The sequence below is a fragment of the Sphingorhabdus sp. genome (assembly GCF_044239665.1).
Lineage (GTDB): Bacteria > Pseudomonadota > Alphaproteobacteria > Sphingomonadales > Sphingomonadaceae > Sphingorhabdus_B.
The window spans coordinates 15,921-27,538 of record NZ_JBIIBA010000002.1 but is presented as its reverse complement, the minus strand read 5'-3'; the positions used below and the strand labels follow the sequence as shown (position 1 = coordinate 27,538).

Below are 11,618 nucleotides of genomic sequence, written 5' to 3'. Positions count from 1 at the left end.
CATGACCAGCGAATCCAGCTTCATCAATCTTTTGCGTGGCTTTGCCACTGACCCTGCGGCGCGTGGATTGATGGACGACGTTGCGGTGATCGACATTGGCGATGCGGCGTTGATTATTACGCATGACATGATGGCGGAGGGCGTGCATTTCCGGTCGAACGCCAATCCAGCCGATGTTGCGTGGAAGTTATTGGCGACGAACCTGTCCGATTTGGCCGCAAAGGGCGCAGCGCCCATCGGCGTGCTGCTTGGCTTCATGCTGGGCGATGATGCGTGGGACAGGGCGTTTGCCGCTGGGCTGGATAAGGCACTTAAGCATTATAATGTCGCCTTGCTTGGCGGAGATACCGTTGCCAATCGCGGGGATAAACGTGCGCTTGGGCTGACCGCTTTGGGCAGGGCAACGCATCGTCCGGTCCCTTCACGGTCGGGCGCGCAAATTGGTGACATAATATATGTAACGGGGACGCTCGGCGATGCTTTGGCGGGATTTGAGCTGATTGACGCTGGTTTTGACGAAGTTGGCCCGCTGGCGGATGCGTTTAACCGGCCCGTCGCGCGGGTGGCCGACGGCCAAAAGCTTGCGCCGATTGTCACCGCGATGATGGATGTGTCGGATGGTTTGCTGCTTGATGCCGAACGATTGGCGACCGCCAGCCAGATTGGCATAGAAATCGATCTTGCGTGCGTGCCTTTATCGCCGCTTTATATCAGCTATCGTAGTGACAGCCTTGAAAGCCGGATGCAGGCGGCAAGCTGGGGCGATGATTATCAATTGCTGTTCACCGCATCGCCCGACGTCCCGATACCATTGCGCGCAACGGCGGTTGGCCATGTGGTTGCCGGCGGCGGCTTGATTTTGAAACAAGGCGGGAATCCGGTAAAACTGCCGCCCACCCTTGGTTATCAACATCAATGATACAAACGGAGACATATGCGGCGTTTATGGGTTGCCATAGTTCATAAGCGCGCCTTATACCCGCTCGGCCTGCGCTTCTCGGGAGGAGAAGTGGCATCAATTGTTGTTTATGAAAACAGGAGGGGAGAGATAATTTCATGTCTCTGACAATTATCGCAATATTATGCGGGTTGCTGGCCATTGTATATGGTTTTGTAACCAGCCGCCAGGTGCTGAGTGCACCGGCCGGCAATGATAAAATGCAGGAAATCGCTGCGGCCATTCAGGAAGGCGCAAAAGCCTATCTCGGCCGTCAATACCGGACGATCGCCATTGTGGGCGTCGTGGTTGCGGTGTTGGTGGCTTTGTTCCTGGGGGTCATTCCAACCGTCGGCTTTGTGATCGGCGCGGTGCTTTCGGGCGTTGCAGGCTATATCGGAATGAACATTTCGGTGCGTGCAAACGTACGCACGGCCGCCGCGGCGCAGACCGGGCTTCAGGCCGGTTTGACCATGGCGTTCCGCGCAGGTGCGATTACCGGCATGCTCGTGGCGGGCCTTGCTTTGCTCGCGATTGCCGTGTTCTTTTGGTATCTGACAGACATTGCCATGATGGCCCCGAACAGCCGTCCCGTGATCGATGCGCTGGTCGCATTGGCATTTGGCGCATCGTTGATCTCGATCTTCGCACGTTTGGGTGGCGGTATCTTTACCAAGGCCGCTGACGTCGGTGCTGACCTTGTCGGCAAGGTTGAGGCAGGCATTCCCGAAGACGATCCACGCAACCCTGCCGTTATTGCCGACAATGTCGGCGACAATGTCGGCGATTGCGCTGGTATGGCTGCTGACTTGTTTGAAACCTATGTTGTGACCGTTGGTGCAACGATGGTGTTGATCGCTTTGCTGGTGCAGGGCGTGACGGACAATGCGTTGTTCATGAACCTTATGAGCTTGCCATTGTTGATTGGCGGCGTGTGCGTCATCACCTCGATCATTGGCACCTATTTCGTCCGTCTTGGCGGCGGAAAGAATATCATGGGCGCCATGTACAAGGGCTTTTTGGTTACGGCCATATTGTCGGTTCCGGCAATCTGGTTCGCCATCGACTTCGCCCTGGGCGGCATGAAAAATGATGTTGGCGGGTTCACTGGCCAGACATTATTCTATTGCTCGTTGCTTGGTCTTGTCATCACTGGCCTGATCATCTGGATCACCGAATATTATACCGGCACCAATTACCGTCCGGTCCGTTCGATTGCGAAGGCATCTGAAACGGGTCACGGCACCAACGTTATTCAAGGTCTGGCGATCAGCCTTGAATCCACCGCGATGCCAACGATTGTGATCTGTGCAGGTATCATCATCGCCTATCAGTTGGCTGGCGTTATCGGCATTGCCTTTGCCGCGACCGCGATGTTGGCGTTGGCGGGTATGGTCGTGGCGCTCGACGCTTATGGCCCAGTTACCGACAATGCCGGTGGTATTGCCGAAATGGCTGGTCTTGACGATTCTGTCCGTGAAAAGACTGATGCGTTGGACGCTGTGGGCAACACAACAAAGGCTGTGACCAAGGGCTATGCCATTGGTTCGGCGGGTCTGGCAGCATTGGTGCTGTTTGCATGCTACACCGCCGACCTTCGGGAATATTTCCCCGATCTTCAGGTGAATTTCAGCCTTGAAAACCCTTATGTCATCGTCGGGCTTTTGCTCGGTGCGCTTCTGCCTTATTTGTTTGGGGCGATGGGCATGACGGCAGTGGGGCGTGCAGCGGGTGAAGTGGTGAAGGACGTGCGCGACCAGTTCGCAAACGACCCCGGCATCATGACCTATGCGTCAAAGCCGAATTATGCGCGTACCGTCGATCTCGTCACCAAAGCAGCGATTAAAGAGATGATCATTCCATCTTTGCTGCCCGTGTTGACGCCAATTGCGGTATATTTCATCATCACTGCCGTTGCAGGTCAAGCGGAGGGCTTTGCTGCTCTCGGCGCGCTTCTGCTGGGTGTGATTGTGGGCGGTCTGTTCGTTGCGATCTCGATGACTTCGGGTGGCGGCGCATGGGATAATGCCAAGAAATATATCGAAGACGGCAACCATGGCGGTAAAGGTTCGGAGGCCCATAAGGCAGCTGTAACTGGCGACACCGTGGGTGACCCATATAAGGACACCGCTGGCCCAGCCGTAAACCCAATGATCAAGATCACGAACATCGTGGCCTTGCTCCTCTTGGCGGCACTGGCCCATGGCGGCATGTAACGCCTAAAGAAAATTAAGCTTTAAGGCCCCGCTGGAAGCAATTCCGGCGGGGTTTTTTATACGCTGGCCCGATAGTTTAGAACCGCTTTCTGAAACTCAATTCAAATACCCGCCCGCGCGGGTCTGTGTAGCCTGGCTGATACCCCAAAGGCACATTTCCATTCTGGTCGCGGACATCGACAATATCGTTCAGGATGTTTTCGACCCGGAACGAAATGCGGCTACCTTTCAGCATCGGCACGGCCTTTATGACGCGCGCTTGTTGGTCAAGGTTGATGAACAGAAACCCGCTGATGGCGGCAATGTCGCTAAACCGCAGGTCATTACTGCCGACAAGGCCAGTGCCGTTGGCAGTCGTGGCGCTTTTGTAAGTCCCTTGCAGCCGGAAACCAAAGCCCTTGTGGAACAGGCCGCCTGAAAGCTCGACCTCATGCCGTGATGCGCCGCCATTGCTGCTGGTGGCTGAACCATCGAGCAGGTCGAGCACAGGCACGCCGGGACGGATACGGATTTCGTCTTCTATGCGGTAGCTGTGGTATAAGGCGATGTTCCAGCGGCTGGGCTGGCCGCCGCCCGGTGCGCCAAAACGGCTACCGCCGCCGGGTGCGCCAAAACGTCCACCGCCACCAAAGCCGCCGCCTGCGGCCCGAGGCGCAGCGGGCGCGCCTGTCGCAGCAGCAGCAGGAGGAGGGCCACCTGCTGGTCCGCGCGGGGGCGCGGCCGCGCCGATATTGCCCGATACGTTAAAGCCCCAGCGGATCCGCTGTGACGTTTCACGGTCGAAATTTACGGGGCGTTGGTCGATGCTGAATAAGCGGCCATTGATATCACGCACGACGCGGCTGGCAAAGGCGGCTTCAATCTCTGGCGTCAGCAAGGGAAATGCCGCCGTTGTGTTGCGGCTGTTGTTTTTGAAATAGCTAAATTGCAGCGCGAAATCCTTAATGAATTCGGGATTCCAATTCGCGTTCAATATGAGATCGCGGCGTTTTTCGCCGACCAAGGCCGCGTTGCCGCCGGTAATGACGTTGATGAACAGGCTTTCGCCGCGGGTAAAATCATAGGTCGCCACATTGGGCGTCACCAAAGTCGGGTTACCCAACTGACCAATGCCCGGCGCGTTTTCGTCGCCTGTGATCGATGCCTGAAATGTCAGGTTGCGCACAGGGGCCCAGCGCAGACCAGCGCCATATTCCAGCAGCTTTCCGAAATCGGATAGGTCGCTATAGCCGATATTGCCATTGATCCACCACTCGCCAATCGCGGCGCCAAGGCCAAAATCGCGGCCCGTTAACGGCAGTTCGGCATTGACCGAATGGTTCATGATGTTCCGGCGCAAGGAGATATCGGTCGTGACCCCAGAACGCCATGTTTCGCTGTCCAGAGTTTGCCGGGTAAGTCCCGACGCCAATGTCATTTGCACATCGCCTGCGGGCAATTTCAGCACTGTTCCAGCAAGGGTGCTGCGCAGGTCCATATTCTGGTTCAGGCTGTTGGCGATATCGGGCGCCAGAAACAGCAAATTCGCACCGAAATCCGCAGCAAACGGGTTGATGGTTCCTGCAAGCACAGCGGCGCGCAATGCGGTAAAATCTGCGTTGCGCGTGGTGCGTGTGTCATTTGCGGTGCGGGCATAATTGCCCGTTAATGTCCAGCGCCACCCGCCCAGCGCGTGGTTGAACGTGCTGCCCGTCTGGAACACATGTGTTTCGCTTTCCCGTTCAAGGGGGCGTGGCGTGTCGAAATAGCGGTTGAGTGTAACATCCTGGCCAAAGGGTGAAAACGGGCTGCTGCCGGGCAGGATGAAGCTTGCGCCGGGCAAACCTAGCAAGGATTCTCTGCCTGTCAGGGCATAATTGGCGTTCAACGACAATATTGTTTGTGGACCAAGCGACCGGCTCCATGTGCCGTTCATTTCAAGCCGTTCGGTGCGGGGAAGCAATGTCCGGACATCGCCGATATTCCGGTCATTCAGGCGATTTGCCGTGCCAGCAAATTGCGCCAAATTTGGGTTGGATATGCCCAACGGAACGCCAGCCTTGGTCACATTGCTTCCGGCAAGCCTGCTTAAGGCGGGCGCAATCTCTCCATTAAGCCCAAGGCCGCTGATATTGCCGCCACGCGCCAATAGCGAACTATCCGAAGAAATCAGGTCGCGTTCGCTCTCGGTCAATGCCGTCGAGCGTTCCAGTTCAACATCCAAGTTAAATCGTGTGGTTTTACCAATACGCGTCAGCGTCGTTTCAAATTCATTTGTGACAAAGCCACCGTCTTGCGGCTGGGCCTGTTCAAATTCCGTGGCGAAGGAGGCAAAATTGTCCTTCAAGATGAAGTTGATAACCCGTTGATCGGGACGGAAACCATATTTTAGCGCAACTTCTTCCGGGAAAATCTGAACCTGACGAATGGCTTCGGGCGGCAGGTCACGCAGCTCACGGAAACCGGATACGCGCTGACCATTGAGCAAGATGATCGGCATGCCGCCCCCGCGTCCACGCCCCGAATTGGTCTGCGGTGCAACCGCGGCGACAAGGTCAGTTAGCGATGATGCGCCCAAGGCCGTGATATCTGCTTCGTTTAGTTGTTCAACGGGCGGGACGTCGGTGTCCACCGAACCCCTAATGCGTTCCGCTGTAACGACAATTTCGCGCGAAGGTGGGGCTTGAACAGCTTCTTCGACATCTTCATTGGCAATAGCGACGGTGCTGCCCGTGTTTTGGACGTCATCCAACGCCATAACGGGAACAGCGGTTGACGCGAGCAAGATTGCACTCAAACGGGAAATTGGCATGGGGAGAAGCTCAGTTTATATCGGTGCTAAGTCGGAAGCATAACGCAAAATTCAAGGCCGTGCGTGTAAACTGCTTCGCTTTTTCTAGCAAATAAGCGATTATACTGTAGCTCTTCCCTTTTTCCAACATTAGGTTTACAGGCGCTGCAACGTTGAATTTTTAAAGATTTAAGGGGCCGAATGGCAAAAGAAGAATTACTCGAAATGCGTGGGACAGTGCGGGAATTGCTGCCCAATGCTATGTTCCGTGTCGAGCTTGAAAATGGCCATGAAGTTTTGGGCCATACCGCTGGAAAGATGCGCAAGAATCGCATCCGCGTTCTCGTGGGTGACGAAGTGTTGTGCGAACTGACCCCTTATGATCTGACCAAAGGCCGGATCACGTACCGCTTTAAATAAGGGCGGCAGACCTTGGGTCTGAACCCCACGCTCATATTGGCCTCATCAAGCCCGCGCCGCCGAGATCTTCTCGGGCGGTTGGGCATCGCGCCTACGCGAATCGCGTCCCCCGATATTGACGAGACACCCTGCAAGGGCGAGGTCCCGCGTGTCTATGCGCTGCGCATGGCACAGGAGAAGGCTGTTGCCGTGCAACGCGCCGCTGGCGAGATTGTGGTCGCGGGCGACACTACGGTCGCCGTTGGCCGCAGGATATTGCAGCAGGCTGAAGATGCCGACATGCAACGCGGCTTCCTGAACCTGCTCAGCGGCCGCCGCCATCATGTTCTCAGCGCCGTCGCCGTCATTGACGGAAATGGCCGGATGCATAGCCGGATTTGCGACAGCATCGTGCGTTTCAAACGTCTGTCGGCAGACGAAATCGAAAGCTATATCGATAGCGGCGAAGGCTTGGGTAAGGCCGGTGGCTATGCCATTCAGGGCAGGGCAGAGGCGTTAATCGATTGGATGGCAGGCAGCCATTCGGGCGTGATTGGTCTGCCTTTATATGAGACGCGCGCCTTATTGCGCGCTTCGGGCTATCCGCTTGACTGATATATATCGCGATGACGCGCCGGGCGAGCGCCGCGCGGCGGTTGTCGAAAACGGAAATATTGTTGAAATCCATATTCAGCGCGACGCTTCATGGGCTTTGGGCGAATGTGGCGTGGGCCGTATCGACCGCAAAACACCATCGGGCGCTTATGTTGTTGCCGACGATGGAAGCACGCTTTTGTTACGCAGCAAGATCAACCAGCCAGACGGCGCGCGTATATCTTTTGAAGTGACGCGCGAAGCCATAGCTGAGCCGGGGCGTCATAAGCCACCAGAGATATCATTGCGGGATAGCCCGCACGACCCCCTGATCGGCAAAGATGCCCTGTGGGACGCGCGTGTGGCGTCTCTTGGCCAATCTGTCATGAACGCGTCCATTGCCGATGGCTTTGACGTCGCCATTGCTGGCGAGTCACAACTCGGCGACGTTAGCATAAGCTTTCAGCGTACCAAGGCGGGGTTGGTGTTCGACATTGACGGTATCGGCGATGCGTTCGCCATCAATATGGTCGCCGCCACCGAAGTTGCCCGCCTGCTGCGTCTCTACCAAGTCGGCGCGATGGCCCTGATCGATTTTGTGTCGATGGAGTCCAAGGCCCAACGAACGCAGATTGCTGAAGCCTTTGATGCCGCGTCCTTGGCGGACCCGCGTCCGTTTGAGCGCACGGCCATTAATGGCTATGGCATGATGCAAGTCGTGCGGGCGCGGCCAAGGCCGTCTGTTCTCGACCAACTGTTCGGCACGCGTATCGCTGCACTGTCGGACGAGACGCAAGGCTATTGGCTGTTACGCGCAGTGGCCCAGTCAACGGGCTTTGGCACGCGGACGGTGACAGCGCAGCCAGATGTTGCGACATTGCTGCAGTCCGAACGTTGGGCCGCTTGGCGCGGGCAGGCTGTTCGTCTTGCGGGCGCGGATATGGTCGTGGTTGCAGATGAAAAGGCCGCAGGCTATGGCCATGTCCATGTCGCGCAAAGCTAATCTATGCCCCTTATGTGGAAAGCCCGTAGTGGCTGAATCCAAGCCTTTTTGCAGTCAGGGATGCAAGGATCGCGACCTGTTGAAATGGCTAGACGAAGGCTATCGCGTGCCGGGGCCGCTGGCGGATTATGAAGATAGTATCGGTTCCGATGGCGGCGACTGATTTTGCGCTTGCCAAGAGGCGTATCGCCTCTCTATAGGCTGCGCTCCCACGCGGTTTTCACCGTGTAGCCCGAGTAGCTCAGGGGTAGAGCAGCGGATTGAAAATCCGCGTGTCGGTGGTTCAAATCCGCCCTCGGGCACCATTTTTCCGGTAAAGATAACAGGCGACGTTGGTGCGTTATCCCGAAACGCGTTCGGGATGACGATATCGTTATGTTGTGAATTGTTGCCTGCTTTATAATTCCGTCGTCATCCTGAATTTATTTCAGGATAACAGGCGACGGCATTTCACCATTCCCGCGCCAAAGGCGTGCGGGGCACAAACAACTTCAAGATAATGCGCGAACATATACCGTCCCTAAAGAAAAAGCCGGAGCAGCGATGGCTGCCCCGGCTTCTTTTGCCCTGAAGAATTCAGGATATTAGAATTTGTACTTCACCGAAGCACCATAAGTGCGTGGTTGGTTTGGATAGCCCGAGATCGAACCGGATTGCACAACACTTGGGAAGATGACAGCGAGATATTTCGCATTCGTCAAATTACGGCCCCAAAGCGAGAATTGCAGACCGCTGTCTAAACGCAGCGTTGCAGCGGCGCTTAGATCATTTACTTCGCGCTTATACTGACGCCAAGCTGGGTTTTCGTTGATTACGACGTTCGATTCATTGTGATAATCGACGTTGAGGATCAGCGATTTGCCGTCGTTCAAGTCTGCTGTGTAGGTTGCACCCAATGTCGTCGACAATTTGGGAATTCCAGCGACCGCTTGGCCGCTGACGTCACCAAATTGCGAACCGACATAGCTGTCATATTTGGAGTCGAGATAAACGAACGCCGCACGCAATTGCAATGCATCGATCGGGTTGACGCTGCCGTCAAATTCGATCCCCTTCACCGACTGCTTACCGGCGTTGGACAAAACAAAGCCTGTTCCAATGAAGCTGTTGCCCTGGAAATTTTTGATCGACTGATCAAAAATTGTCAGGTTGAACGCAACGCTGTCCCATTTTGCTTTCAAGCCCAATTCCATAACCTTTGCCTCTTCAGGAAGCGCATAACGCGTTCCACTGGTGAGGTTGGCTGTGGCAAGGCCCGCTGTCCGGATTTTTGAGGGCGTCAAAGGTGCGCCTTGCGATGGGGAACCTGCAACAAAATCCGATCCGAACGGACGCGAGTCAATCGACATGTTCCACGACGTTGCCTTAAACCCTGTGCCATAGCTGGCGTACAGGTTGATGCTGTCCGTCGCTTCCCACGCCAAACGTACCGAATAGGTCAACTTGCCATCGCTGGTGCGGCCATTTTCAACCGCATTCGGGATGTTCAGGAATGGCGGCAAGAATTGCAACGCTTGAAGACCAAGGAACGGGTTGCAGGTGCCGGAACGCGTCGGGTTTGGCGTTGAAGCAGCAGGCGCATTGGTCACAGTGGCGCAACTATTGATCCGCGGGAACAGTCCGGAGGAAAGTGCCGTGCCACCTGCAGGTACAAAACCTGCTGGAAGTGCTGCAGGCAATCCGGCATTCTGACCTACGGTTACGAGATCAACCGCAGAGAACACATCCGTAATCCGAATGTCGCTCACAAGATTTTTCTTGTCCTTGGTATAGTTGAAGCCACCTGTCAGAACGAGACCATCGGTAAGTTCCAAATCGGCGGTTCCAAAGACCGAGTAAGCTTTGTTCTTATAATCCCAATCTTCAAAACGACCTTGTCCTTGGCCACCAAATTGAGCCGCAGACGAAGGGACGCCTGCCAATGCGCGAATGGTTGGTTCAAGTGAAATATATGAACCGGCGGTGAGAAGGTTTGCATAATTGCGGAAATCCTTACCCAACGTCAAAGCCTGCTTGTTGTTGATGCTCTCATCAAAATAATAACCACCCAGCAAGAAGTTGAATGGACCGTCAAAATCCGACGCCAAACGTAATTCCTGCGTTTTTGTGCTGATATCCACATCGCCACGGTTTGCGCCGATCAAATCCGCGCTCGTGAAATCGCTGTCGGCGTTCGTTTTAGAGCGTGACTCACGATATGCAGTGATGGAGGTGAGGCTCAACGAGCCCATTTCATAGTCCGCCTGCATCGAGACACCGGCATTGGTGATATCATTTTCCGATGAAAAATTCTGATATTCGCCATAGCTGAAGATGCCCGCCGAGTTTACCTTGCCACCGATGCCGCGAACAGCATTACCCGTCGGGCCGTCCAAGATGTTACCAACGAAGCAGCAATTTTCGTCAATCTTGTCATAATCACCGATGAAGCGGAGCTTGAAGCTTTCGGAAGGTTCGACCAACAACTGCGCGCGGCCATACCAGCGGTTACGCTCACTGGTTTTTGATCCGTCGGTCAGGTTGGTGCCGTAACCGTCAGCTTTGTTGATGCCGCCAGCAAGGCTGAAAGCAACATTGTCGGCAAGCGGGCCAGTTACGTCGGCCTTCGCGACGATTGCGTTACGATTGCCATAGCTCAGTTCAGCCGATCCGCCGAATTCATAGCTTGGTGCAGCGGTAACAATCGAGATAACACCAGCCGAGGCGTTTTTGCCGAACAGGGTCGATTGTGGGCCGCGCAACACTTCGACGCGTTGCAGGTTGGGAAGATCGCTGATCGCCGAAGACGAGCGCGAACGGTAAACGCCGTCGATGAATACGCCGACCGATCCTTCGATCCCGGGGTTGTTCGCGCCGTTACCGAAGCCACGAATGATGAAGTTAGTGTTGGCCGAGCTTTGCAGCTGGCTGACGCGCAGCGATGGAACCAACGTCTGCAAATCTCTCAGATCGCGAACTTGCGCGCGCTCAATGGCCGCAGCGGATGTTACCGAAACGGCGACAGGCACTTCTTCCAGCGTCTGTTCACGCTTCGTCGCGGTCACGATGATGACATTTTCATCAACGTCGTCGCTGGCTTGTGGCGCGTTGTCTTGTGCAAAGGCAACTGAACCAACGCTCAGCGAAGCGATGCTGATCGTCGACAGCATAGCCGCCTTCAGCAGATGATTTCCCAGTTTCATATTCACTCTCCTGTTGTTCAATCTATCCTGTTTTACCAGGGTTCTTATTGGGGATGAGATTTAAAATTGCCTCCCGCACCCCCCCGAGCCGCCGTTAAGCATGTTGTGGTATTAACGAGACAAATGCTGCGCAGCAATTGCTTAGTGTCATTCGCAAAAATATAGTCCCATATGCGATATAAATGTAACGAACATCTTTTACAGCCCCATAGCGATCTGGATAGCAAATGCCCAAAATGGTCAAAAAATCTGACCTTCCATCAAAAATATGCGCGGCCTGCGCAAAGCCGTTCGCGTGGCGTAAGAAATGGGCGAAGGATTGGGATAATGTTCTTTATTGTTCGGACCGGTGCCGCAAGGCGCGATAGCCGAGCACCAGCAGAAGGCTGCGGACAGGATCAAAGTCATACGCGATGTGAAAAATGGTGCCGGCTACAAGGTTCGAACTCGTGACCCCCTGATTACAAATCAGGTGCTCTACCAACTGAGCTAAGCCGGCACTCGGCGCGTCCCATAG

At 55.1% G+C, this 11,618-nt stretch carries 9 protein-coding genes and 2 tRNA genes; 8 read left to right on the top strand and 3 right to left on the bottom strand.

Going from position 1 to position 11,618, the window contains the following annotated elements; genetic code table 11:
• Window position 1: 1 nt before the first annotated feature.
• Together thiL and ACILP3_RS00865 are read left to right on the top strand one after the other, a co-directional pair.
• Window positions 2-919 (top strand): thiamine-phosphate kinase, encoded by a 918-nt coding sequence (gene thiL / locus ACILP3_RS00870; protein ID WP_395614788.1) that lies wholly within the window; start codon window positions 2-4, stop codon window positions 917-919.
• Window positions 920-1,056: 137 nt separating this feature from the next.
• Window positions 1,057-3,153, top strand: coding sequence for a sodium-translocating pyrophosphatase (locus ACILP3_RS00865; RefSeq protein WP_395614787.1), 2,097 nt, complete (start codon window positions 1,057-1,059; stop codon window positions 3,151-3,153).
• 76 nt (window positions 3,154-3,229) lie between these two features.
• Here the strand turns inward: ACILP3_RS00865 and ACILP3_RS00860 are convergent, their stop codons facing one another.
• Window positions 3,230-5,944 (bottom strand): hypothetical protein, encoded by a 2,715-nt coding sequence (locus ACILP3_RS00860; protein WP_395614786.1) that lies wholly within the window; start codon window positions 5,942-5,944, stop codon window positions 3,230-3,232.
• A gap of 180 nt (window positions 5,945-6,124) precedes the next feature.
• On the opposite strand from ACILP3_RS00860, the gene infA reads away from it, so the two are divergent.
• The 5 genes from infA (at window position 6,125) to ACILP3_RS00835 (ending at window position 8,224) form a co-directional block, all read left to right on the top strand.
• Window positions 6,125-6,343 carry a translation initiation factor IF-1 gene (infA, locus tag ACILP3_RS00855; RefSeq protein ID WP_125230427.1) on the top strand — a complete coding sequence of 73 codons (219 nt, stop codon included), beginning with the start codon at window positions 6,125-6,127 and terminating at the stop codon, window positions 6,341-6,343.
• A gap of 18 nt (window positions 6,344-6,361) precedes the next feature.
• Window positions 6,362-6,937: a Maf family protein gene (locus tag ACILP3_RS00850; RefSeq protein ID WP_395614873.1), complete on the top strand. Its 576-nt coding sequence runs from the start codon at window positions 6,362-6,364 to the stop codon at window positions 6,935-6,937.
• Window positions 6,930-7,919: a ribonuclease E/G gene (locus tag ACILP3_RS00845; protein WP_395614785.1), complete on the top strand. Its 990-nt coding sequence runs from the start codon at window positions 6,930-6,932 to the stop codon at window positions 7,917-7,919. Before ACILP3_RS00850 ends, ACILP3_RS00845 begins: the two co-directional genes overlap by 8 nt.
• The gene (locus tag ACILP3_RS00840; RefSeq protein WP_395614784.1) at window positions 7,903-8,082 is read left to right on the top strand and encodes a DNA gyrase inhibitor YacG; all 180 of its coding nucleotides are present in this window, start codon (window positions 7,903-7,905) and stop codon (window positions 8,080-8,082) included. Before ACILP3_RS00845 ends, ACILP3_RS00840 begins: the two co-directional genes overlap by 17 nt.
• 67 nt (window positions 8,083-8,149) lie before the next feature.
• Window positions 8,150-8,224, top strand: a tRNA-Phe gene (locus tag ACILP3_RS00835).
• Between the two features lie 279 nt (window positions 8,225-8,503).
• On the opposite strand, the gene ACILP3_RS00830 is transcribed toward ACILP3_RS00835, so the two are convergent.
• On the bottom strand, window positions 8,504-11,101 hold the full coding sequence (locus ACILP3_RS00830; RefSeq protein WP_395614783.1) for a TonB-dependent receptor: 2,598 nt from the start codon (window positions 11,099-11,101) through the stop codon (window positions 8,504-8,506).
• Window positions 11,102-11,328: 227 nt separating this feature from the next.
• Here ACILP3_RS00830 and ACILP3_RS00825 point away from each other — a divergent pair, with 227 nt between their 5' ends.
• Window positions 11,329-11,469: a DUF2256 domain-containing protein gene (locus tag ACILP3_RS00825; RefSeq protein ID WP_295490638.1), complete on the top strand. Its 141-nt coding sequence runs from the start codon at window positions 11,329-11,331 to the stop codon at window positions 11,467-11,469.
• Between the two features lie 55 nt (window positions 11,470-11,524).
• Here the strand turns inward: ACILP3_RS00825 and ACILP3_RS00820 are convergent.
• Window positions 11,525-11,600 (bottom strand) — tRNA-Thr (locus tag ACILP3_RS00820).
• Window positions 11,601-11,618: the final 18 nt, after the last annotated feature.

Excerpts from the sequence above, each read along its gene's own strand:
- thiL (WP_395614788.1), top strand. The coding sequence starts at position 2 with ATGACCAGCGAATCCAGCTTCATCAATCTTTTGCGTGGCTTTGCCACT.
- ACILP3_RS00840 (WP_395614784.1), top strand. The coding sequence starts at position 7,903 with ATGTCGCGCAAAGCTAATCTATGCCCCTTATGTGGAAAGCCCGTAGTG.
- ACILP3_RS00860 (WP_395614786.1), bottom strand. The coding sequence starts at position 5,944 with ATGCCAATTTCCCGTTTGAGTGCAATCTTGCTCGCGTCAACCGCTGTT.
- ACILP3_RS00825 (WP_295490638.1), top strand. The coding sequence starts at position 11,329 with ATGCCCAAAATGGTCAAAAAATCTGACCTTCCATCAAAAATATGCGCG.
- ACILP3_RS00865 (WP_395614787.1), top strand. The coding sequence starts at position 1,057 with ATGTCTCTGACAATTATCGCAATATTATGCGGGTTGCTGGCCATTGTA.
- infA (WP_125230427.1), top strand. The coding sequence starts at position 6,125 with ATGGCAAAAGAAGAATTACTCGAAATGCGTGGGACAGTGCGGGAATTG.
- ACILP3_RS00830 (WP_395614783.1), bottom strand. The coding sequence starts at position 11,101 with ATGAAACTGGGAAATCATCTGCTGAAGGCGGCTATGCTGTCGACGATC.